The sequence below is a fragment of the uncultured Friedmanniella sp. genome (assembly GCF_964244285.1).
GTDB lineage: Bacteria > Actinomycetota > Actinomycetes > Propionibacteriales > Propionibacteriaceae > Microlunatus.
This window is the reverse complement of sequence record NZ_CAXTHT010000006.1, coordinates 52,656-73,883: the sequence shown is the minus strand read 5'-3', so window position 1 is coordinate 73,883 and position 21,228 is coordinate 52,656. Positions and strand designations below refer to the sequence as shown.

The window sequence follows — 21,228 nt, the reverse complement described above, 5'->3', positions numbered from 1 at the left end:
CGTCCCTCACGCACCCCAGCCGGCTTGGGTTCCGCCGGTCCGCTCGGTGTTGATCGTGGTCTGGTAGCCGGACTCGGCGTAGGCCCGCACGGGATCGGCGGGCAGCCCGCGGGACTCGCGCCAGGCGGCGAGGTCGGGGCGGACGTCGGTGTAGAAGGCGTCCATGATCAACGCGTTCGCACCCAGCACGTCACCGGCCTCCTGGGCGATCGCGAGTGCCTCGGTGTCGACGAGCAGGGCCCGGGCCGTCATCTCCTGCACGTTGAGCACGGACCGGATCTGGCCGGGGATCTTGTCCTCGACGTTGTGGCACTGGTCGAGCATGAAGGCCACGCCGCTGGCCGGGTCGAGGCCGCCGCCGCGCACCACCTCGTAGAGGATGCGGAACAGCTGGAACGGGTCGGCGGCACCGACGATCAGGTCGTCGTCGGCGTAGAAGCGGGAGTTGAAGTCGAACGAACCCAGCCGACCCAGCCGCAGCAGCTGCGCGACGATGAACTCGATGTTGGTGCCGGGGGCGTGGTGACCGGTGTCGAGGCAGACCAGCGCCCGCTCGCCCAGCGCGCTCACCTGGACGTAGGAGGTGCCCCAGTCGGGCACGTCGGTGTGGTAGAACGCCGGCTCGAAGAACTTGTACTCCAGCACCAGCCGCTGCTCAGGCCCCAGCCGGTCGTAGATGGCGGCGAGGCTCTCGTGCAGCCGGTCCTGGCGGCCGCGGATATCGCCCTGGCCGGGGTAGTTGGTGCCGTCAGCCAGCCAGATCTTCAGGTCCTGCGAACCCGTCTGGTTCATGATCTCGAGGCACTCGAGGTGGTGGTCGACCGCTTTGCGGCGGACCCCGGCGTCGGTGTGGGTCAGGCTGCCGAACTTGTAGAGGTCGTCCTGGAAGGTGTTGGAGTTGACCGTCCCCAGGGCCAGACCCAGGTCGGCGGCGTAGCGGCCGAGCGCGGCGTAGTCGTCCACCTGGTCCCACGGGATGTGCAGGGCGACCTTCGGCGCCAGCCCGGTCAGGGCGTGCACCTGAGCCGCGTCGGCGATCTTCTCCTGCACCGTGCGGGGGGTACCGGCGCTGCCGAAGACCTTGAACCGCGTCCCGGAGTTGCCGAAGGCCCAGGAGGGCAGCTCGATGGCCTGGGCGGCCAGCTGGGGGATGGTGTCCGCGAAGTCCACCGTTGCTCCTCTGTCTGAGACGTTTCAAGAAAGCGCCATGCTAGACGCTCGGACCCCGCGGGCGCAACGACGCGAGTTGCCAACCCCCGGTTGACGGAGGCCAGCCCGGGGTGGTTGCCTCGACTGACACGTTTCACAAACCGTCCTCGAGTAGGAGTGCTCCCATGCCCGACTGGTCCGCCGCCCTCATCTGTCCCGACGAGGACTTCGACGGGGCGCCGCTGCTGCGCCGTGAGCTCATCATCGCCGAGGGTCACGGCGACGTCGCCTCGGCGGTGCTGCACGCGACCGCCTGCGGCGTCTTCGAGGCCCGTCTGAACGGTGTCCCCGTCTCCGACGACGTGCTCAGTCCCGGCTGGTCGAGCTATGAGTGGCGGCTGCGCTACCGCAGCTACGACGTGGCCGACCTGCTGCCGACGGCCGGCGAGCCGGTGGTGCTGGGTCTCGCCCTGGGCAACGGCTGGTTCCGGGGCCGGCTCGGCTGGGGCGGGGGGCGTGCGTACTACGGCTCCGAGCTCGGCGCCCTCGCCCAGCTCGAGGTCACCTTCGCCGACGGCTACGTGCAGCGGCTGGTCACGGACCCGAGCTGGTCGGCCGGTCCTTCGGCGGTGACCGCGAACGACCTCTACGACGGCGAGAGCATCGACGCGCGCCGCCGGCAGGACGGCTGGCTGCAGCCCGGCTTCGCCGGCGACGGCTGGACCGGCGTCCATGTCGCCGAGCTCGACCTGGCCAAGCTCACGCCCTACATCGGGCCGCCGGTCCGCCGCCACTCCGAGATCGCGCCGGTACGGATCTGGACCTCCCCGGCCGGCCGGACGCTGGTCGACTACGGCCAGAACCTCGTCGGCTGGGTCCGGGCCGCGGTGACCGGACCGGCCGGTACCGAGGTGACCGTCCGGCACGCCGAGGTGCTCGAGCACGACGAGCTGGGCGTCCGTCCGCTGCGCTCGGCCGCCGCCACGGACCGCTTCGTCCTCAGCGGCGGCGAGGACGTCTTGGAGCCGACCTTCACCTTCCACGGCTTCCGCTACGTCGAGGTCGAGGGCTGGCCGGGCGACCTGGCGCCGGAGGCGCTGACCGCCGTGGTGGTGTCCTCGGACCTGCAGCGGATCGGGGAGTTCGCCTGCTCGTCCGACCTGCTCAACCAGCTGCACGCGAACGCGGTCTGGGGGACCCGGGGCAACTTCCTGGACGTACCCACCGACTGCCCGCAGCGCGACGAGCGGCTGGGATGGACCGGCGACATCGCCGCTTTCGCGCCGTCAGCGGCGTACCTGTTCGACGTGGAGGCGTTCCTGCGCGACTGGCTTCGCGACCTCGCGGCGGAGCAGGCGGCCGCCGACGGCATGGTCGCCTTCGTCGTCCCCGACGTCCTCAAGTACATCGAGGCCCCGGCCGGGTTCCCCGACCCGGACAGCACGGCCGTCTGGAGCGACGCCTCCGTCTGGGTGCCGTGGGCGCTGTACCGCGCCTACGGCGACCCTCAGGTCCTGGCGGACGCGTTCGACTCCATGTCTGCCCACGTCCGCCGGGTGGAGTCCCTGCTCTCCCCGACCGGCCTGTGGGACACCGGCTTCCAGTTCGGCGACTGGCTGGACCCGAACGCCCCGCCCGACCAGCCCTTCCTGGCCAAGGCCGACACGGGGGTGGTGGCCACGGCCTGCCTGTACCGCAGCGCGAGCCTGGTGGCGGAGTCGGCGGAGATCCTCGGCCGGGACGAGGTGGCCGCCTTCAGACAGCTGGCCGAGCGCACCCGGGTCGCCTTCGTCGAGCACTACGTCGACGGCGACGGCAGGATCGCCAGCGACGCGGTCACCGTCTATGCGCTGGCCATCGCCTTCGGCCTGCTCGACGAGCAGGGGCAGCAACGGGCCGGGAAGCGGTTGGCCGAGCTCGTCGTCGAGGGCGGCCACCACATCCAGACCGGCTTCGCGGGCACGCCCTTCGTCACCGACGCCCTGACCGTGACCGGGCACCTCGACGACGCGTACCGGCTGCTGCTGCAGACCGAGTGCCCGTCGTGGCTCTACCCGGTCACCATGGGGGCGACCACGGTCTGGGAGCGCTGGGATTCGATGCTGCCCGACGGCACCATCAACCCGGGCGAGATGACGAGCTTCAACCACTACGCCCTCGGTGCGGTGGTGGACTGGATGCACCGGACCGTCGCCGGCCTGGCACCGCTGGAGGCCGGCTACGCCAGTGTCCTGGTCGCACCACAGCCCGGCGGCGGGCTCACCTGGGCCCGGGCCTCACTGCAGACCCGGCACGGCCGGGTGGCGGTGTCCTGGTCGCTCGCCGCCGACGGCGACCTCGACCTGGAGCTGGACGTGCCGGCCGGCGTGCGGGCCGTCGTCCGCCTGCCCGGGGTCCCCGAGCGCGAGCTCGGTGGCGGGCAGCACCGGCTGAGCGCGCCGTCCCCTGCGACCTGACCGCTGCCACGAACGTTTCATCACGGTGGCCCAGCGCTCCATCCAGCTCGGGGGGCGGGAGCGCAGGGCCACCGGATGAACGCGGGCTGAGGAAATGGTTGACGCCGTCAGTGCGGTGCGCTAGCGTTCCCGCTTGAAACGATCCAGGCAGCGACGCCGATCGGCCGACCAGCTTCAATCGGTTCCTCGCTGTCATCCGAACTTGGAGGTCCCATGAGGTTCACAGTGTCAGCCCGGCGCGGTGTCGCCCTGACGGCCCTGGCGGCGGCGACCGCCCTCGCCGCGTCCGGGTGCAGCGCCGGCAGTCTCGGCAGCAGCAGCGACGACGGCGCCAGCCCGGGTGAGGTGTCGATCACCTACCTGGTCGACAACGCCGACGCGTCGGTGGCGGGGGGCAAGGCGCTGATCGAGGCGTTCCAGAAGGCGAACCCCAACATCAAGGTCACCCTGGACACCCACCCGGCCGGTTCCGACGGGGACAACGTCGTCAAGACCAAGCTCTCGACCGGCGACATGGCCGAGGTGTTCAACTACAACAACGGGTCGCTGCTCGCCGCGCTGAAGCCGGCCACCAACCTCGTGCCGATGACGGGCGAGCCCTGGGCCAGCACGTTGAACAAGGTCTTCGTGGACGCGACCACCGTGGACGGGCAGCTCTACGGCGCCCCGTCCGGCACGGCCTTCGGCGGCGGCGTGATGTACAACAAGCCGGTCTACGAGAAGCTCGGACTGACGATCCCCAAGACCTGGGATGAGTTCATGGCCAACAACGACAAGATCAAGGCGGCCGGCATCACGGCGGTCGAGGCGACCTACGGAGACACCTGGACCTCGCAGCTGCCCGTGCTCGCCGACTACGCGAACGTCGAGGCGGCCGACCCGACCTTCGCCGCCGACTACACCGCAGGCAAGGCCAAGTACGCCTCCACGCCGTCGGCGCTGGCGGGCTTCCAGCACATCCAGCAGCTGCACGAGGGCGGCTACTTCAACAAGGACTTCGCGTCCGCGAAGTTCAACGACGGGCTCAAGGCCCTGGCCAGCGGCAAGGCCGCCCAGTACCCGCAGATCGGGGCGGTCGCCTCCGGCCTGGACGCGCTGTCCGACGGCAAGACCAACGACGTGGGCATCTTCGCCTGGCCCGGCACCGACTCCGCCACCAACACCTTGACCGTGTGGTCACCGGGCGGTCTCTACATCCCCAAGACCGCCGAGGGCGCCAAGCTCGACGCCGCGAAGAAGCTCGTGGCGTTCAGCCAGACCCAGCCGGGCTGCGACGCCCAGAGCACGGCGGCGAAGCCGACCGGTCCCTACCTCAGCACCAACTGCACCCTGCCGAGCGACGTCATCACCATCGCGAAGGACACGAGCGCCTACTTCAAGGACGGGAAGGTCAGTCCGGCCCTGGAGTTCAAGTCCCCGATCAAGGGCCCGTCCCTGGAGCAGATCTGCATCCAGGTCGGCACCGGTCAGGTCAACGGTGACAAGGGTGCCGCGCTCTACGACGCCGACGTCAAGAAGCAGGCGCAGCAGCTGGGGCTGCCCGGCTGGGACTGATCGCGACGCGGTAGGTCAGGCCCACCCCCTCACGTCCCGGCCCTGCTGCGGTCCCTCCGGAGGCCGCAGCAGGGCGCCACCCGAAAGGCTCACGCATGGCCAGCACGCTCAGCACCACGGATGCCTCCCGGCTGGCGCCGGTCAGCCCGCGCGGTCAGGTCAGGCCGCGCCGCGGGCGGCCCGGGCCGTACCCCTACTGGTTCTACCTGCCAGGTGCGGTGATCTACGGGATCTTCTTCGTGGTCCCGACCTTCGCCTCGTTCTACTACTCCTTCACCCGGTGGGACCTCTTCACCTCGACCTTCATCGGGCTGGACAACTACCGCACCTTCTTCGCCGAGCAGGCGCTGCTGATCGGCCTGCGCAACACCGTCATCTACGCGGTGCTCACGTCAGGGCTGAAGGTGGTGATCGGGATGGCGCTGGCCACCCTGCTCACGTCGCAGATCATCGCCCGCGGCTACCTGCGCTCGGTGATCTTCTTCCCCGTGCTCGTCAGCACCATCGGGGTGGGCCTGGCCTTCACCGTCTTGATGAACCCCGAGCAGGGCTTGATCAACAAGGCTCTGGCCTCGGTGGGCATCGCCGGTCCGGGATGGCTCACCGACCCGAAGCTCGCGATCGTCTCCGTCGGCCTGGTCGATGTCTGGAAGGGCGTCGGTCTCGCCACCGTCATCTTCATCGCGGGCATCGTCTCGATCCCGGGGGAGTACTTCGAGGCCGCCCGGGTGGACGGGGCCACCCGTTGGCAGTCCTTCCGCCGGATCACCCTGCCCCTGGCCAAGCCCGCAACGGCGAGCGTGATCACTCTCTCGCTGATCGGCGGCCTCCGGTCCTTCGACCTGATCTGGTCGATGACGCGGGGCGGGCCCGGGTTCGCCTCCGACGTGATCGCCTCGGTGATCTACAAGCAGTACCAGGCCGGCTTCTTCGGGCTCTCGACGGCCGGCAACGTCGTGCTCTTCCTCATGGTCACCCTGGTCGTGGTGCCCCTCACCTACTGGCTGAACAAGAACGAGGACCGCTGATGAAGAACGTCCGGGGGACCCTGCTCGGGTCCGCGTCGATCGTGGTCACCTTCGTGATCTTCATCATCCCGTTCCTGTTCGTGGTGTCCATCGCCAGCAAGACCGTCCGTGAGTCCGCTGATCTGGAGTTCTCCTGGCCCCGGCAGTTCGAGCTGGTGAGCAACCTGGTCCAGGTGGTGCGGGCGCGGGACTACCTGATGGTCATCGCCTTCATCAACTCGGTCATCCTCACCGTGGTGAGCGTCGCCGCGCTGGTGATCCTCGGTGCGATGATCGCCTACGTCCTCCAGCGCCGCGCCAGCCGGCTCAACGGGGCCATCAGCCTGGTGGTGCTGGCCGGGCTGATCGTCCCGCCGGCCATCGTCCCGACGATCTACGTGCTGCAGAAGCTGGGCTTGTTCAAGACCATGCCAGGTCTGATCCTGGTGGAGATCGCGTTCGGTCTGCCCTTCTGCATCCTGCTGTTCCGGGCCTTCATCGCCGGGGTCCCGCGCGAGCTGGACGAGGCGGCCCTGGTGGACGGCGCCAGCCCGCTGCGGATCTTCTTCCAGGTGATCTTCCCGGTCCTGAGGTCGGTGATCATGACCGTGATCATCCTGCAGTCCGTGTTCATCTACAACGACTTCCAAGCACCGCTGTACTTCCTGCCCGGTACCCGGAACGCCACCGTGCAGCTGACCCTCTTCAACTTCCAGAGCCAGTACAACACGCAGTACAATCTGCTGTTCGCCGGCATCCTCCTGGTCGCGATACCACCGTTGATCATGTTCTTGTTCTTCAACCGCAAGATCGTCGAGGGCATGGCGGCCGGCTCTGTCAAGGGCTGAGGCGGTCCGCTCAGGACGCCCGACGGTAGTGCAGGTACACCACGCCGTTCGGGTAGGCCTGCGTCGTGGCGAGGCTGAGCGTCCCCGGCGGGATCTCGGTGTCGAACAGCCGCGGGCCGGTGCCGCGGGCGGTGGGGTAGAGAAAGAGGTGCAGGTCGTCCACCAGGCCGTCGGCGAGCAGCGCCCGGACCAGGGTGCCGCTGCCGCTGACGTAGAGGCCGCCGTCGACCTGCTCCTTCAACCGGCGCACCGCCTCGGGGTCGTAGCCGCCGACCAGCTCGGTGTTGCGCCAGGTCGGCTCCGTCAGGGTGCCGGACACCACGTACTTGGTGCTGTCGTTGAAGAACGGGGCGCCGGGGTCGTCGGCCACGGTGCGCTTCGACCAGCCCTGCTCGAACATCTCGTAGGTGGTGCGGCCGAGCAGGATGGCCGTGCAGTCCGTGGTCACCGCTCCGATCGCCTCGCCCATCGCCGGGTCGAAGCCGTAGCCGGCCGTCCAGACCGGGGTGTCGATCACGCCGTCGAGGCTGATGAACTCGTGTACCTGGATGGTTCCCATGGCGTCGGCCCTCCGGTGTCGGTCTGCTGGGGTGTCGGTGTCGTCGCCGGGATAGACCGGGTCCGCCCCCGGATCTCATCGGCCGGGTCAGGCTCCGGTGCCGCCGGTCGGGGTCAGGAGCTCGACCCGGGTGGCGCGGCACAGCCGCTCGCGGTCGCGCAGGAAGGTCGCGGTGTGCGGCTGTCGCTCGTGCTCGTCGAAAGCCTCCCGGTCCGCGTAGCACTCGTAGAAGATCCGGGACAGGGGCGCGTCGAGGAGTGTGTGGACCGTGTAGACCACGGTGCCGGGCTCGTGGGCGGCGATGCCCGGCAGCAGCTGCTGGACCAACGCGTCGAAGCTCGTCGCCGCGGTCGGGTCATGCAGGTCGAACCGGACCACCAGGGCGAACACGTCACTCCTCCCGCCCCACCGGCGGCTCTACCAGCCGGGGCACGTCACATCGTGCCGGACGCCTGCCGCCGCCGCTCCGGCTGGGTCCGCCCCGTCACCCGTCCGCTCCCGGAGGCCGGGCTAGTCTCGGTCCGCCGCCGGATGTCGACCGGGAGAGAAGTGGTGCCGTGAAGATCGCCCTGTTCATCACCTGCCTGGCCGACGCGCTGTTCCCGGACGTCGGGCGGGCGTGCGTGACGGTGCTGGAGCGGCTCGGGCACACCGTGGAGTTCCCTCACCGACAGACCTGCTGCGGCCAGATGCACGTCAACACCGGCTACCAGCGGGACGCGCTGCCCCTGGTCGAGCGGTTCGCCGAGGTCTTCGCACCCTACGACGCGGTGGTCGTGCCGTCCGGCTCCTGCGTGGGCTCGGTCCGGCACCAGCACGAGATGGTCGCCGAGCGGTTCGGGACGCCCGCCCTGGTGGAGCGGGTCCGGGCCGTCGCGGCGAAGACGTACGAGCTGTCGGAGCTGCTGGTCGACGTGCTCGGCGTCACCGACGTCGGCGCCTACTTCCCGCACCGCGTCACGTACCACCCGACCTGTCACTCGCTGCGGATGCTGCGGGTGGGGGACCGACCGACGCGGCTGCTGCAGGCCGTCGAGGCGCTCGAGCTGGTCGAGCTGCCCGACGCCGAGCAGTGCTGCGGCTTCGGTGGCACCTTCGCGGTCAAGAACGCGGACACCTCCACGGCCATGCTGGGGGACAAGATGCGCAACGTCGCCGCTACCGGCGCCGAGATCTGCACCGCCGGCGACAGCTCGTGCCTGATGCACATCGGCGGCGGGCTCTCGCGGCTGCGCGCCGGCGCGAAGACGGTGCACCTCGCCCAGATCCTCGCCGCCACCCGCGACCAGCCCGCCCCCGTACCTGGACCGGCCGGGGCGGCCCGATGACCACCGTCGACCTGGGGATGCCCGTGGTCTCCCCGCGCGGGGTCGGTCACCTGCGTGGTGAGGAGAGCTTTCCCGACTTCGCCCGGCACTCCCTCACCGACACCCAGTTGCGCCGCAACCTGGGCCTCGCCACCAGCACCATCCGGGCCAAGCGGGCCGCCGTGGTCGCCGAGCTCCCCGACTGGGAAGAGCTGCGCGAGGCCGGCCGCCAGCTCAAGGTGCACACGATGGCGCACCTGCCGGAGTACCTCCTCCAGCTGGAGGCGGCGGTCACCGCCCGCGGCGGCGTCGTGCACTGGGCCCGGGACGCGACCGAGGCCAACCGGATCGTCGTCGACCTGGTCCGGGCCACCGGCAGCGACGAGGTGGTCAAGGTCAAGAGCATGGCCACGGCTGAGATCGCGCTGAACGAAGCGCTGGAGGACGCGGGGATCGCCGCCTTCGAGACCGACCTGGCCGAGCTGATCGTGCAGCTGGGGAACGACAAGCCGTCGCACATCCTGGTGCCGGCCATCCACCGCAACCGGGCCGAGATCCGCGAGATCTTCCTGCGCGAGATGGGTGACGTCGACCCGGACCTGTCCGACGACCCGGCGGCCCTGGCCGGGGCGGCCCGCCGGCACCTGCGGCGGAAGTTCCTCTCCGCCCGGGTGGCGGTCAGCGGGGCCAACTTCGCCGTCGCCGAGACCGGCACCCTCTCCGTGGTGGAGTCCGAGGGCAACGGCCGGATGTGCCTGACCCTGCCGCAGACCCTCATCACGGTGATGGGGATCGAGAAGGTGGTGCCGACGGCGCGGGACCTCGAGGTGTTCCTGCAGCTGCTGCCCCGTTCGTCGACGGGGGAGCGGATGAACCCGTACACCTCGATGTGGACCGGGGTCACCCCGGGTGACGGCCCGAGTGCTGTGCATCTCGTGCTGCTCGACAACGGCCGGACGGCGGTGCTCTCGGACTCCCGCGGCCGGGACGCGCTGAACTGCATCCGCTGCAGCGCCTGCCTGAACGTCTGCCCCGTCTACGAGCGGGCCGGCGGGCACGCGTACGGGTCGGTCTACCCGGGTCCGATCGGGGCGATCCTGTCGCCGCAGCTGACCGGGGTGGAGGACAACGCCTCACTGCCGTACGCCTCCTCGCTCTGCGGCGCCTGCTACGACGCCTGCCCGGTCAAGATCGACATTCCCTCGATCCTGGTCCACCTGCGCGCCAAGCACACCGAGACCTACGCCGAGGAGCACCGGGCGCCGAGCGCCGAGGCCTCGGCGATGAAGGCCGCCTCCTGGGTGATGCGGAACCCGACCCGGTGGAGGCTGACCCTCCGCAGCGGCCGGCTGGGCCGGCTGCTGGGCCGCACGCGCGGCGTCATCGGAGACCTTCCGCTGCCCGTCGCCGCGCAGTGGACCGGCAGCCGCGACCTCCCCCGGCCACCCCGGCAGACCTTCCGGGACTGGTGGGCCGCCGAGCACGACAGCGCCTCCCCGCGGGAGCGGGAGTGACCGCCCGCGACGATGTGCTGGCCCGGATCGCCGCCGCCCATGCGTCGGCGCCGCCGCCGGACCTGCCGTACGGGGCCGTGTCCCGGGGGTACCGAACGACGTCCGGCCTGGACGCCGAGGGCCTGCGGGAGCGGCTGGTGGACCGGCTGCTGGACTACAAGGCGCTGGTCCGGCAGTGCTCGGCCGGCGAGCTGGCGTCGGTGGTCGCGCAGGCGCTCGCGGAGCGGGGGGCCCGGAGGGTCGTCGTCCCGGCCGGGCTGGACCAGGCCTGGCTGGCGGACGTGCCGGACGGCGTGCTGGGCGTCGACGGCACCGGGCCGGGCGACCAGCTGAGTGTGGCCGAGCTGGACCGGACCGACGGCGTGCTGACCAGCTGCGCGGTCGCCGTGGCCGAGACGGGCACGCTCGTGCTGGACGGCTCAGCCGGCCAAGGACGTCGGGTGGTCACCCTGATCCCGGACTACCACCTGTGCGTGGTGCTGCCTGAGCAGGTCGTCGCGGACGTCCCGCAGCTGGTCGCGCGGCTCGACATCACCCGACCCACCACCATGATCAGCGGCCCGAGCGCCACCAGCGACATCGAGCTGAACCGGGTCGAGGGCGTGCACGGACCGCGCACCCTCGAGGTCATCGTGGTCACCGGCTCCTGACCCGGAGCTGCGGCGCGTGGGCGCTCAGCTCTGCGAGGACGTGCCCCACAGGCGCGCGACGTGCCGGACGTCGGTGCCGCAGCATCCCCCGAGGATCACCACCTGAGGCAGGCTGGCCAGCAGGTCGGCGTGGTCGGTGGTGAACCGCTCGAGGTCGCCCTCGTCCAGCTCCTCGGCCGCGTCGAGCTCGGCGTGGGTGGCCGTCGACGCGTTGCAGCGCAGGCCCCGGATGCGCTCCCGCCACGCGCCGCGGTCCTGGAGTGCCGGCGCGATGTGCAAGGGGTGGGCGCAGTTCAGCAGGTAGTAGTCGGGTGCCGCGACGTCGTCGACCTGCGCCACGGCGTCCGCCAGGACGGTCCCGTCGGGCAAGCGGCCGTCGGTCTCGAGGGTGAACGAGATGGCTACCGGAAGGCCGACCTCGCGGGCGGCGCGCACGATCCCGACCGCCTCGCCGGTTCCCGTCAGGGTGTACGCGCTGGCCAGGTCGGCCCCGGCCGCGGCAAAGGACTCGAGCTGCGGTCGGTGGTAGGCGGTCGCCTCGTCGGGGTCCACCGCCGCGCCCGCCACGTAACCGTCTCCGCGGGGGCCGATCGTGCCGCCCACCCGCACCTCGGGCAAGCGGTCCGCGTACCGGGTGCCGAAGGCCGACAGCCAGCTGACGGCGGCCCGGTTCACGCGGTCCAGGTCGGCCGCACCCCAGCCGAGCTGCGCACCCCAGTCGGAGTTGGCGCGCCAGGTCGGTGTCTCCAGCAGCAACGCGGCCCCCGTGGCGAGCGCCACCTCGGCGTAGCCGCGGTAGTACCCCTCGAGCAGCTCGCATCCGCGCTCGTCCTCCAGCAGCGGGAAGGCGGCGAACGCCGGTAGGTCGACGCCGTGGTGGAAGATCAGGTCCGTCTCCAGGCCACCGTCGGTGACGGTCGGCCCGGAGGGTCCTCGCCAGGGGTCCATCACCGAGATCGTCCTCTGCCGCCTGGTGCCGGTCAAGGGAGCGGCGGCTCGACTGTGCGCAGATCGCGGCCGGGACGCGCCGTCGACCGCGACCTGCGCACACTCGACCGGGACTAGCTCAGGTGGCGGCCCAGCAGCGTCAGGTCGGCGGGGCTGAGCCGGTCGCTGGAGGTGTTGGCGTGGTGCCAGAAGGGGTAGGCCAACGGCGACCCGCTGACGGTGTCGAGCCGCCCCAGCTCCTCGGCGGACAGGGTCAGCTCGGCCGCGGCGAGGTTGTCGCTCAGCTGTTCCTCGGTCCGCGCGCCGACGATCAGCGAGGTCACGGCGGGCTTGGCCAGCGTGTACGCCAGCGCCACCTGGGCAGCCGAGACACCGCGGCCCTCCCCGATGGCCACCAGCTCCTCGATGGTGTCGTACAGCTTGTCCTCTTCGTTAACCGGCGGCTCGCTCCACTCGCCCAGGTGCCTGCTGCCGGCCGGCGCCTCGACGTCGCGGCGGTACTTGCCCGAGAGCAGACCGCCGGCGATCGGGCTCCAGACCAGGATGCCGACGCCGGAGTCGACGCAGGCCGGGACGATCTCGTTCTCGATGTCCCGGTTCTGCAGCGAGTAGTACAGCTGGTTGCTGACGAAGGGCTGGTAGCCGCCCTGGTCGGAGGTCCACAGGGCCTTCATGAGGTGCCAGGCGGCGTAGTTGGAGCAGCCGATGTAGCGGACCTTGCCGGAGGTCACCAGGGAGTCGAGCGCGCTGAGCGTCTCCTCGAGCGGGGTCTGGCCGTCCCACTCGTGCACCTGGTAGAGGTCGATGTAGTCGGTGTCGAGCCGGCGCAGGCTCGCCTCGGCGCCCCGGATGATGTGGTGCCGGGACAGGCCGGCGTCGTTGGGGCCCTCACCCATCGGCATCCGCACCTTGGTCGCCACCAGGACCTCGTCCCGCGCGGACCCGAGGGCAGCCCCGAGGATCTCCTCCGAGGTGCCGCTGGAGTAGACGTCGGCGGTGTCGAACAGGTTGACCCCCGCGTCCCGGGCCAGCCCGATCTGCCGGCGGGCGCCCTCGACGTCGATCTGGCCGACCGCAGCGGCCCAGCCACTGCCACCGAACCCCATCGTGCCGAGGGTGATGGTCGAGACGCGGAGGCCGGAGCGGCCGAGCTGGCGGTAGTCCATGGAACCGACTCTAGAACCGGGCGTCCGGCAGCCCGCATAGGGTGAGCGCACGCCGGAGCCCGGCAGCGCTGACGTCTCAGGAGGAACCCATGTCGGACCGGGTCGAGAGCGGCTACGCCGCGGGCCTGCTGATCCTGACCGCGGCCACCGGAGCCCTGGACGCGGTCAGCTACCTCGCGCTGGACCGTGTCTTCACCGGCAACATGACGGGCAACGTGCTGTTCGTGGCGTTCGGGCTGGTGGGCGTCGAGGGCATCCCGGTGGTCAACAACCTGGTCGCCCTGCTCACCTTCGCGCTCGGCGCGGCCCTCGGCTCGCGGCTCACCCGCAGTGCCTCCGGACCCGTCCGGCTGCCGCTCCGGGCGCTGCTGATCGTGCTGGTCGACACCGTCGCGGTCCTGGTCCTGGCCCTGGTCTGGCTGGCGCTCGGCGAGATCAGCCGGCCGACGATGATCGTGCTCACCGGTCTGCTCGCGCTGCTGCTGGGGGCCCAGGCGGCCGCGGTGCGGCACATCGGGCTGCGGGACCTCTCGACGGTCGTGGTCACCATGACCCTGGTCAACCTGGCCGCCGACAGCCGGTTGGCCGGTGGAGCGGCGGTGGCCTGGTCGCGCCGGATCGGCGCGCTGCTCACCATGGGCCTCGGCGCCCTGGCCTCCGCGGTGGTCGTCCACCACCTCGGCGGCCCGTACGCGTTGCTGCTGGCCGGCGTGGTGATGGCGGTGGCGGCCGCCGTGCTGGGCCGCGCCCGGGGTCGGGACGCACAGCTGGCGCTCGGCCGGGCCGCCGACACGGTCTCGAGCCCCGCGTCCACCCCCGCTGATCGATCCTGACGCGACGACGAGTCACGGTCGATCATCCAGCGCAGCACCTCAGAACGTGCCCTGCCGCCGCAGCGCCCTCGGCCGCCCGTCCGGGTCGTGGACGACGCGGTAGAGGGGTTCGGCCCACGCCCGCTGCCACGGCGAGAGCGTGATCGGGGGCAGCGGCACCAGCCGTCCGGGTGGTCGCTCACCCTGCCGGCCGCCGTCGCGCCAGGCCTGCAGCCGGGCTGCCGAGGCGGCGAAGACCTCGAACATGCCCTCCGCGCTGAGGCAGTCGGCCATCAGCTCGAGCAGGTCGCTGTCGTCCACGTCGCCGGGGGCCGTGCCGTGCTGGATGCGGGAGATGTCGCCGGGGAACTCCGCCGAGCCGATCTCGCGGTCCAGGTGCTCGGCGGCGAGGGTGAGCCGGACCCGCCGCGCGTACGCGGAGTGGTCGCCGCCATCGGTGTCCACGACCACGGCCGAGAGCTCGGAATCGTGGGTCCAGGAGCGTCGGTTGAAGTTGTCCGAGCCGATGGTGGCCCAGCAGTCGTCCATCACGCAGACCTTGGCGTGCACGTAGACCGGGGTGCCCTCGTGGTTCTCCAGCCCGTACGCCGCGACCCGGTCGCCGCCGGCGCGGCTCAGTAGCCGGAGGGCTTCGAGCCGACCCAGCTGCTGGGGGACGCGGGAGAGCGGACCAGCCTGGTCGGGCAGCTGGGGCAGCACCGCGATGACCCGCAGCTGCTGGTTGCGCTGCAGGTTGTCCACGAACGCCCGGACCACGTCGACCGACCACAGGTACTGGTCCTCGAGGTAGACCAGCTCGTCGGAGCGGGCCAGGGCTTTGCTGTAGCCGCGGGCCACGCTCCGCTCCCCGCCTCGCGCGAAGGGGTAGTCCCGCCCGTGCCGCAGGTTCGGGTACGTGCGCAGCAGCTGGACGACGTGGGTGCCGCCCGGGACCGGCCCCGGCGGCGGCGCCTGCTCGGGCAGCGGGTCGGGACTGGTGTCCATCCGGGTCAGCCGGTCGTGCAGCCGCTGCAAGGGGTTGCGGCTCAGCGGCGTCGGGTCCAGCCAGCGCTCCCGGAAGACGGTCTCGACGTCGTGCACGGCCGGTCCCGAGATGGCGGCCTGAACGTCGTGCCACGGCGGCCGCGGCCCGTACTCCCCGGCCATCGACTGCGGCTGCGGGTCGCCGAGGTGGCGCGCGTCGTCACGGCGGGAGTGGCAGAGGTCGATGCCGCCGACGTAGGCGATGTCGCGCTCCGGGGCGCCGCCGTAACGGATGACCAGCAGCTTCTGGTGGTGCGAGCCGCCGGTCCGGACGCGCATGTCCAGCAGCACCTCCGCCCCGTGGGCCTGCAGCTGCTCACCCAGGTGCCGGTTCTCCGCGGCCGAGAAGGAGAGCTTGTCCCAGTGGGAGCGCCAGATCAGGCCCCGGACGTCGACGCCGCGCTCGTCCGCGGCCGACAGCAGGTCCTCGATCCCGCTGGCCGGGTCTTCGGTCAGCTGCTCGTCGGGGTCGCCGCGCCAGTCGGTGAAGTAGATCAGGTCGCCCGGTGCGGTACCGACGATCCGCTCGGCCAGCTCGGCGAAGTACGTCGCCCCGTGCACCAGAGGCCGGACGTGGTTGCCGGTCGACCAGGCGCCCGGACCCGGGTGCTGGTCGTCGAGAGCAGTCTGGTCGTTGCCGCGCTCCTCCTTGCTCAGCAACCACTCGTCCAGCTCCAGAGCCACTCGCTACACCGCCGTCCGCACGCCCTCACAGTAGTGCGCCGGGGTGGGCGCTGCGCCTTCCCTCGGTGTCCCCCGGCTGTGTCCCGCCTGCCGCCTGCGCAGGGCCTCGCCGTCCGCCGCGACCAGGGCTATCGTGGCGAGCATCGGCAGGAGGACCCATGAGCGAGCAGTCCAGGCGGCGCTGCATCCTGGTCGGGGTCAACCACGGCCAGGCCGAGGTGGTCCTGCAGCAGGCGCTGCAGTTCGCGCGAGCCCTGGATGCGGCACTGGTCTGCGCGCACGTCGACGTCGGCCGCTACGTCGTGGAGGAGCGTGCGGACGGCACGGTCGTCTCCCGGCCGTTGGATCCCGACCTGCCCGAGCTGGCCGACACCGACTTCGACCCATCCCTGGCTGAACACATCCGGTCACTGGTCGGCGATACCGAGGTCAGCTTCCGGGAGCTGGCCGGCGACCGCGCGTACGCCCTCAGCCGGCTCTCCGAGATCTGCGGCGTCGACGCCATCGTCGTGGGTAGCCGGCGCCGTGGCGTCCGCTCGGGGCTGAAGGAGTTCTTCGGCGGCTCGGTCGCCGCCCAGCTGGCGCACCGGCAGCACCGCCCGGTGATCGTGGTACCGGTCGCCCCGGTGCCGGCTGGGGGCCCGCTGCCCTGGGAACCGCCGGGTCCGGGCTGAGCGTGTGGCGGTCCCGGCATCCGGCTCAGCCCAGGTCGACTCCACCGGCGTCGTCGAGGACGATCCGGACCACTTCGTGCAGCTCCGGGGTGAGGTCCTGCTCGGGCAGCGTGAGCTGCCAGGCGTCGAGCGCGACCGTGTAGACGAAGCGGTCGGGGCTGGCCGCGCCGGGCGAGAGCGTCGTCAGGTCTGCCCGCTGCAGCAGCTGGCGCAGCTGCGGACCCCGCGGGTCGTCGTCGAGGTCCAGCTCGCCCCGCCGGGTCGCCCCCGCGAAACCGCCGGTACGCCGGACGGCCAGCCGCCGAGCCTGCTCGGCCGGGGCGACATCCACCGGCGGCGTGGTCGGTGCCGGCGTGCCGGCCACGTCCGTCGCGATCACCCCGACCTGCTGCCAGGCGGCCCGGACGTGGCCGGCCACGGCGCTGTCGTCGGGGAACAGCCGGGTCGCCGAGCCGACCGTGGCGGCGGCGAACCCGGCGAAGTCCACGTCCGCACCCACCTCACCGCCGGTCAGCGCGTCGTACCAGACCTTGCCGGTGCGCTCCCAGCTGAGGCCACCGACGGCGATGGCCGCCAGCGCGAAGGCGCGGTTGGGGATGCCCGAGTTGAGGTGCACGCCACCGTTGTCCTCGGTGGTGGTGACGTAGTCGGCCATCGACCCCACCTGGGGGTCCCGGCCGAGCCTCGGGTCGTCGTAGGCCGTGCCCGGCTCGGTCATCGAGCGGAGCGCCTTGGCGTTGATCCCCGGCAGGAAGATGCCCTCGCCGATCAGCCAGTCCGCCGACACCGCGTCCTGGCCGAGCGCGCGCTGTTTGGTCATCGAGGCGAAGACGTCGCTGACGCTCTCGTTCAGCGCGCCGGACTGTCCCTCGTAGGTGAGACCGGCGGTGTACTGGGTGACGCCGTGGGCGAACTCGTGCGCCATCACGTCCATCGGCTTGGTGAAGCGGTCGAAGACCTGGCCGTCCCCGTCGCCGAAGACCAGCTGACTGCCGTCCCAGAAGGCGTTGTCGTAGTCCTGGCCGTAGTGCACGGTGACCGTCAGCGTCGATCCCGTGCCGTCGGCGGACGGCCGGTTGAACTCGGTGGCGAACAGGTCCCAGACCTGGGCGGAGGAGTCGTAGGCCTCATCGACCGCCACGTCCCCGGTCGGAGGCGAGCCGTCCGCGCGGGCGACCGTCCCGGGCAGCTGCTCGGTGTGGTCGGCGGTGCGGATGACGCGCTCGGCGGGGTCGGAGGAGACGGCCGTCGTCCGGGCTGCAGGGGGCTGTCGGGGTGCGCCCGCCCGCTGGTCACGCAACCGCGCGTCGACCTGCAGGGTGCTCCGGCCGGCCCCGGCGAGCGTCGGGTCGGCTCCGGTCGAGGCGAGGCGAGCGAGGAGGTAGGGCGGGACGAAGGTGCAGGTCATGTGGACTCCGGGAGCTCGAGGGCGGTGAGTCCCAGGATCCTCGCAGGGGTCACTGACACCTCGCCTCGACCCCGGCCGGGAACTGGTTCCACCGGCCCTCGAGCGAAGGGAATTTAGCGAAAACGCCGATGCTGTGGCTTGACGAGGGTGATCATTAGGGTGAGGCTGATCGGTGAATGTGTCGAGCGAGAGTAATCGCCGAACCATTCGCGGTCAATTGATCGCTACGCACGGTGACGGCTCCTCCCTCGGGGGTGAGCGATTCCATGACCACGGGGGCTATGGACCATGTGCGGCGACGGCAGACCAGGACGCGTTATCGGGCCAGAGAGCACCTAACGCGATTTCGGCATGTCCACTTGAGGACATGTCCTCAAGTTGCCACCTTCGGGAGGTGACTTTCCTGGGGCGGTCTGATTAACGTTCTTCTCGAAACCTCATCAGTTCCGCAGCGCACCCCCCAAGCAACTGCGGGCAATCGAAAGGAAATCGCCATGCGTTCGTCTCGCATCGCTCGTCAGGCCGCTCGTGTTCTCGGCGCTGCCGCCGTCTCCGCTCTGCTGCTCGGCGCCGTCAGCGCCACGCCGGCGCACGCCGCCCACGGCGTCAAGTACGTCTCGGTGACCTCCGGCGCACACGGCGTCTGAGCCTCAGTCCTTGGCGGGACCACGCCTGGGCGTTCAGAAGTTGACGGCTGAGAATGGTCAGAGTTCGGCCCGCGGCCATATCGAGGTCGCGGGCAGGTGGATTCGGCGTCAGGGCGCTCACGTCAAAGCAAAGTCGTGACTCCAGCCAGATTTCCCGTGGTCTGGGTGCGCACATATTCGGCGCGCACCATGGCGGCACCAAGCTGTAGTCGCGTGGTCACACCGAGCTCGTCCATCAGTTCGGATATCCATCGGCGGACCGAACGGACGTTGATGCCGAGATTGCTGGCGATGGCTTGATCGGTTGACCCGGTCATCAGTAACGACATGAGCATCTGCCGTCGCGGATCAATTTCCAAGAACGTGGATGCGACGATCGGAACCGCGGTGTCCCAGACGGCGTCGAACATTCGCTGTAACGCCTCCACCAGCAGCGAGTGCCGCACCACCGACATGCGCAGCTCGTAGCCGGGCAGGTAGGACCGCATGGACGGGATGATCGCCAGCTCGGCGTCGACGATCACCAGCTTCATCGGCACCGGTGCGGTCCGGGACTGCTCGCCCTTCGTGGTGTAGAGCGTGAGCTCCTTCAACCGGTCGGCGTCGAAGCCCGGGTGATAGACGCAGCGCAGAGTCGCACCGCGCTCGAGGGCCTGCCACTCCGGCGCCTCCTCGCTCAGGGCCTCCTCGGTGGGAGACCGCTCCTCGGCGTACGGCGGCTTGTCGAAGACGCAGATCTCCTTCTGCGCCGTGGCGCAGAGCTCGCGGTTCGCGGCGACGATCGCCTCCCGCCCCACCACGATGCGCACGTCGTCGGTCTGGGACTGCGACGCCGCCAGCAGGTGGCTGTGCAGCGAGTCGGCCGCGACGGTAGCCATCTCCAGCTCGGACAGGCGTTGCGCCCGGAGTGCCTTGATCACCTCGGGCATGGGCAGTGCTCGCCACAGACCGCGGGACAGCTCTGTCGCCAGACCCAGCTCGCGCAGATTCTCCAGCGACGAGGCCACCGTGTCCGGCGGGAGCGACGTGAGCTCACCCAGCTGCTCGGCCCCGGCGGTACCGATGGGCGCGAGGGCGACGTAGACCGACTCCGCTTCGGTGCTGATGCCCAGGGGTTGCAGCATGGTACGTCGTCCTTCGACCTCAGGGGTGGGGGTCCCTAGACTGTAGCGGCCCGGGGGCGGGTGAGGAGAATGTCTCCGGCCTCGGGATCCGCACCTGCGGACCGACCGCCCCTGACCGCCGCCCGACGACCCAGCCAAGGAGTGCCCTCATGCCCGAGCTTGCCCAGATCGGCGTCACCGGTCTTGCGGTGATGGGCCGCAACCTCGCCCGCAACTTCGCGCGTCACGGCCATCGGGTGGCGATCCACAACCGGACCTACGCCAAGACCGAGTCGCTGCTGGCCGAGGCCGGCTCCGAGGGCGACTTCGTGGCCTCGGAGTCGATGGCCGACTTCGTCGCGTCCCTCGAGCAGCCGCGCCGGGTGATCATCATGGTCAAGGCCGGTCCGGGCACCGACGCGGTGATCGAGGAGCTGATCCCGCTGCTGGACGAGGGCGACATCGTCATCGACGCCGGCAACGCGCACTTCCCCGACACGATCCGGCGCGAGGGCTGGCTGAAGGAGCACGGCCTGCACTTCGTCGGCACCGGGGTCTCGGGCGGCGAGGAGGGTGCCCTGAACGGGCCGTCCATCATGCCGGGCGGCTCGCGGAAGTCCTACGAGACGCTGGGTCCGCTGCTGGAGGACATCTCCGCCAAGGTCGACGGCCAGCCGTGCTGCACCTACGTCGGGCCCGACGGCGCCGGCCACTTCGTCAAGATGGTGCACAACGGCATCGAGTACGCCGACATGCAGCTGATCGCCGAGGCGTACGACCTGATCCGGGCGGCCACCGGCGCGAGCGCCGCCGAGACGGGCAGGATCTTCTCCACCTGGAACGAGGGCGACCTCGAGTCGTTCCTGATCGAGATCACCGCCGACGTGCTGGCCCACACCGACGCCGAGAGCGGAGGTGCGTTCGTCGACCTCGTCCTGGACCAGGCCGAGCAGAAGGGCACCGGCCGCTGGACGGTGCAGAACGCGCTCGACCTCGGCGTCCCCATCACCGGGATCGCCGAGGCGACCTTCGCCCGGGCGCTCTCGGGTTCGGTGCCCCAGCGCGAGGCGGCCCGCGGCAAGCTGGCCGCGCACACCGCCGGCTGGGACATCTCGGACCCCGAGGCCTTCGTCGACGACGTCCGGCAGGCGCTCTACGCCTCCAAGGTGGTCGCGTACTCCCAGGGCTTCGACCAGATCGCCGCCGCCAGCGCCGAGTACGGCTGGGACGTCGACCGGGGCGCGATGGCCCGGATCTGGCGGGGTGGCTGCATCATCCGAGCCCGCTTCCTGAACCGGATCACCGAGGCCTACGAGCGCGAGCCCGACCTGCCGCTGCTGCTGGCGGACGACTACTTCGCCGACGCGGTGGGCAACAGCCTGGCCGCCTGGCGCCGGGTCGTGGCCGGGGCCGCGCAGAACGGGATCCCCACGCCGGCGTTCTCGTCCTCGTTGGCCTACTACGACGGGATCCGCGCCGAGCGGCTGCCCGCGGCGCTCATCCAGGCGCAGCGCGACTTCTTCGGCGCCCACACCTACCGGCGGGTCGACCTCGAGGGCTCCTTCCACACCGAGTGGACGGGAGACCGCAGCGAGACCGCGATCGAGGACGTCTCGAAGCCGGTGCCCGAGCCGGCCGAGAAGGCGGACCCGACTCCGGCCTGAGGATGCCCCCGGTCCTGAAGCGGCCCCCCGTTCT

The 21,228-nt window shown here is 70.8% G+C and carries 19 protein-coding genes; 11 read left to right on the top strand and 8 right to left on the bottom strand.

What is annotated here, in order from left to right; genetic code table 11:
- Window positions 1-6: 6 nt before the first annotated feature.
- Window positions 7-1,170 carry an L-rhamnose isomerase gene (gene rhaI / locus ACFE7W_RS15035; RefSeq protein WP_375425620.1) on the bottom strand — a complete coding sequence of 388 codons (1,164 nt, stop codon included), beginning with the start codon at window positions 1,168-1,170 and terminating at the stop codon, window positions 7-9.
- 164 nt (window positions 1,171-1,334) lie between these two features.
- Here rhaI and ACFE7W_RS15030 point away from each other — a divergent pair, with 164 nt between their 5' ends.
- The 4 genes from ACFE7W_RS15030 to ACFE7W_RS15015 all read left to right on the top strand — a co-directional run bounded on the left by ACFE7W_RS15030 (window position 1,335) and on the right by ACFE7W_RS15015 (window position 7,014).
- Window positions 1,335-3,605, top strand: coding sequence for a family 78 glycoside hydrolase catalytic domain (locus tag ACFE7W_RS15030; RefSeq protein ID WP_375425619.1), 2,271 nt, complete (start codon window positions 1,335-1,337; stop codon window positions 3,603-3,605).
- Between the two features lie 213 nt (window positions 3,606-3,818).
- Window positions 3,819-5,159, top strand: coding sequence for an ABC transporter substrate-binding protein (locus ACFE7W_RS15025; protein ID WP_375425618.1), 1,341 nt, complete (start codon window positions 3,819-3,821; stop codon window positions 5,157-5,159).
- Between the two features lie 95 nt (window positions 5,160-5,254).
- On the top strand, window positions 5,255-6,187 hold the full coding sequence (locus ACFE7W_RS15020; RefSeq protein ID WP_375425617.1) for a carbohydrate ABC transporter permease: 933 nt from the start codon (window positions 5,255-5,257) through the stop codon (window positions 6,185-6,187).
- On the top strand, window positions 6,187-7,014 hold the full coding sequence (locus ACFE7W_RS15015; RefSeq protein WP_375425616.1) for a carbohydrate ABC transporter permease: 828 nt from the start codon (window positions 6,187-6,189) through the stop codon (window positions 7,012-7,014). The genes ACFE7W_RS15020 and ACFE7W_RS15015 overlap by 1 nt, the downstream gene beginning before the upstream one ends.
- A gap of 10 nt (window positions 7,015-7,024) precedes the next feature.
- Here the strand turns inward: ACFE7W_RS15015 and ACFE7W_RS15010 are convergent, their stop codons facing one another.
- Together ACFE7W_RS15010 and ACFE7W_RS15005 are read right to left on the bottom strand one after the other, a co-directional pair.
- A complete protein-coding gene (locus ACFE7W_RS15010) occupies window positions 7,025-7,573 on the bottom strand; it encodes a dihydrofolate reductase family protein (protein ID WP_375425615.1) in 549 nt (182 codons plus the stop codon).
- Window positions 7,574-7,660: 87 nt separating this feature from the next.
- Window positions 7,661-7,963 carry a putative quinol monooxygenase gene (locus ACFE7W_RS15005; protein WP_375425614.1) on the bottom strand — a complete coding sequence of 101 codons (303 nt, stop codon included), beginning with the start codon at window positions 7,961-7,963 and terminating at the stop codon, window positions 7,661-7,663.
- A gap of 80 nt (window positions 7,964-8,043) precedes the next feature.
- On the opposite strand from ACFE7W_RS15005, the gene ACFE7W_RS15000 reads away from it, so the two are divergent.
- Genes ACFE7W_RS15000 through ACFE7W_RS14990 form a run of 3 tightly spaced genes read left to right on the top strand, consistent with a single transcriptional unit; the run spans window position 8,044 to window position 11,044 of the window.
- Window positions 8,044-8,901 (top strand): (Fe-S)-binding protein, encoded by an 858-nt coding sequence (locus ACFE7W_RS15000; RefSeq protein ID WP_375425786.1) that lies wholly within the window; start codon window positions 8,044-8,046, stop codon window positions 8,899-8,901.
- Complete coding sequence (locus tag ACFE7W_RS14995) at window positions 8,898-10,394, top strand: LutB/LldF family L-lactate oxidation iron-sulfur protein (RefSeq protein ID WP_375425613.1); 1,497 nt, start codon at window positions 8,898-8,900, stop codon at window positions 10,392-10,394. The genes ACFE7W_RS15000 and ACFE7W_RS14995 overlap by 4 nt, the downstream gene beginning before the upstream one ends.
- The gene (locus ACFE7W_RS14990) at window positions 10,391-11,044 is read left to right on the top strand and encodes a lactate utilization protein C (RefSeq protein WP_375425612.1); all 654 of its coding nucleotides are present in this window, start codon (window positions 10,391-10,393) and stop codon (window positions 11,042-11,044) included. Before ACFE7W_RS14995 ends, ACFE7W_RS14990 begins: the two co-directional genes overlap by 4 nt.
- A 24-nt stretch (window positions 11,045-11,068) precedes the next feature.
- Here the strand turns inward: ACFE7W_RS14990 and ACFE7W_RS14985 are convergent, their stop codons facing one another.
- On the bottom strand, window positions 11,069-11,992 hold the full coding sequence (locus ACFE7W_RS14985) for a homocysteine S-methyltransferase family protein (RefSeq protein ID WP_375425611.1): 924 nt from the start codon (window positions 11,990-11,992) through the stop codon (window positions 11,069-11,071).
- Window positions 11,993-12,105: 113 nt separating this feature from the next.
- A complete protein-coding gene (locus ACFE7W_RS14980; protein WP_375425610.1) occupies window positions 12,106-13,158 on the bottom strand; it encodes an aldo/keto reductase in 1,053 nt (350 codons plus the stop codon).
- An 89-nt stretch (window positions 13,159-13,247) separates the two neighbouring features.
- On the opposite strand from ACFE7W_RS14980, the gene ACFE7W_RS14975 reads away from it, so the two are divergent.
- Window positions 13,248-13,991: a YoaK family protein gene (locus ACFE7W_RS14975; protein WP_375425609.1), complete on the top strand. Its 744-nt coding sequence runs from the start codon at window positions 13,248-13,250 to the stop codon at window positions 13,989-13,991.
- A gap of 39 nt (window positions 13,992-14,030) precedes the next feature.
- Here ACFE7W_RS14975 and ACFE7W_RS14970 read toward each other — a convergent pair whose 3' ends face one another.
- The gene (locus tag ACFE7W_RS14970) at window positions 14,031-15,698 is read right to left on the bottom strand and encodes a phospholipase D family protein (RefSeq protein ID WP_375425608.1); all 1,668 of its coding nucleotides are present in this window, start codon (window positions 15,696-15,698) and stop codon (window positions 14,031-14,033) included.
- 158 nt (window positions 15,699-15,856) lie between these two features.
- Here ACFE7W_RS14970 and ACFE7W_RS14965 point away from each other — a divergent pair, with 158 nt between their 5' ends.
- Entirely contained in the window at window positions 15,857-16,372 is a 516-nt protein-coding gene (locus tag ACFE7W_RS14965) for a universal stress protein (RefSeq protein WP_375425607.1), read from the top strand.
- 25 nt (window positions 16,373-16,397) lie between these two features.
- Here the strand turns inward: ACFE7W_RS14965 and ACFE7W_RS14960 are convergent, their stop codons facing one another.
- On the bottom strand, window positions 16,398-17,780 hold the full coding sequence (locus ACFE7W_RS14960; RefSeq protein WP_375425606.1) for a protealysin inhibitor emfourin: 1,383 nt from the start codon (window positions 17,778-17,780) through the stop codon (window positions 16,398-16,400).
- A 494-nt stretch (window positions 17,781-18,274) separates the two neighbouring features.
- Between ACFE7W_RS14960 and ACFE7W_RS14955 the strand changes: the two genes are divergently transcribed.
- Complete coding sequence (locus ACFE7W_RS14955) at window positions 18,275-18,427, top strand: hypothetical protein (RefSeq protein WP_375425605.1); 153 nt, start codon at window positions 18,275-18,277, stop codon at window positions 18,425-18,427.
- Between the two features lie 122 nt (window positions 18,428-18,549).
- Here ACFE7W_RS14955 and ACFE7W_RS14950 read toward each other — a convergent pair whose 3' ends face one another.
- Window positions 18,550-19,551 carry a hypothetical protein gene (locus ACFE7W_RS14950; protein WP_375425604.1) on the bottom strand — a complete coding sequence of 334 codons (1,002 nt, stop codon included), beginning with the start codon at window positions 19,549-19,551 and terminating at the stop codon, window positions 18,550-18,552.
- Window positions 19,552-19,700: 149 nt separating this feature from the next.
- On the opposite strand from ACFE7W_RS14950, the gene gndA reads away from it, so the two are divergent.
- Window positions 19,701-21,194 carry an NADP-dependent phosphogluconate dehydrogenase gene (gene gndA / locus ACFE7W_RS14945; RefSeq protein ID WP_375425603.1) on the top strand — a complete coding sequence of 498 codons (1,494 nt, stop codon included), beginning with the start codon at window positions 19,701-19,703 and terminating at the stop codon, window positions 21,192-21,194.
- The last annotated feature ends 34 nt before the right edge of the window (window positions 21,195-21,228 follow it).

Coding starts and splice junctions, on each gene's coding strand:
- ACFE7W_RS15010 (WP_375425615.1), bottom strand. CDS start 7,573: ATGGGAACCATCCAGGTACACGAGTTCATCAGCCTCGACGGCGTGATC.
- ACFE7W_RS15025 (WP_375425618.1), top strand. CDS start 3,819: ATGAGGTTCACAGTGTCAGCCCGGCGCGGTGTCGCCCTGACGGCCCTG.
- ACFE7W_RS14980 (WP_375425610.1), bottom strand. CDS start 13,158: ATGGACTACCGCCAGCTCGGCCGCTCCGGCCTCCGCGTCTCGACCATC.
- ACFE7W_RS14965 (WP_375425607.1), top strand. CDS start 15,857: ATGAGCGAGCAGTCCAGGCGGCGCTGCATCCTGGTCGGGGTCAACCAC.
- ACFE7W_RS14995 (WP_375425613.1), top strand. CDS start 8,898: ATGACCACCGTCGACCTGGGGATGCCCGTGGTCTCCCCGCGCGGGGTC.
- ACFE7W_RS14950 (WP_375425604.1), bottom strand. CDS start 19,551: ATGCTGCAACCCCTGGGCATCAGCACCGAAGCGGAGTCGGTCTACGTC.
- gndA (WP_375425603.1), top strand. CDS start 19,701: ATGCCCGAGCTTGCCCAGATCGGCGTCACCGGTCTTGCGGTGATGGGC.
- ACFE7W_RS14985 (WP_375425611.1), bottom strand. CDS start 11,992: ATGGACCCCTGGCGAGGACCCTCCGGGCCGACCGTCACCGACGGTGGC.
- ACFE7W_RS15020 (WP_375425617.1), top strand. CDS start 5,255: ATGGCCAGCACGCTCAGCACCACGGATGCCTCCCGGCTGGCGCCGGTC.
- ACFE7W_RS14955 (WP_375425605.1), top strand. CDS start 18,275: ATGCGTTCGTCTCGCATCGCTCGTCAGGCCGCTCGTGTTCTCGGCGCT.
- ACFE7W_RS15015 (WP_375425616.1), top strand. CDS start 6,187: ATGAAGAACGTCCGGGGGACCCTGCTCGGGTCCGCGTCGATCGTGGTC.
- ACFE7W_RS15030 (WP_375425619.1), top strand. CDS start 1,335: ATGCCCGACTGGTCCGCCGCCCTCATCTGTCCCGACGAGGACTTCGAC.
- ACFE7W_RS14975 (WP_375425609.1), top strand. CDS start 13,248: ATGTCGGACCGGGTCGAGAGCGGCTACGCCGCGGGCCTGCTGATCCTG.
- ACFE7W_RS14960 (WP_375425606.1), bottom strand. CDS start 17,780: ATGACCTGCACCTTCGTCCCGCCCTACCTCCTCGCTCGCCTCGCCTCG.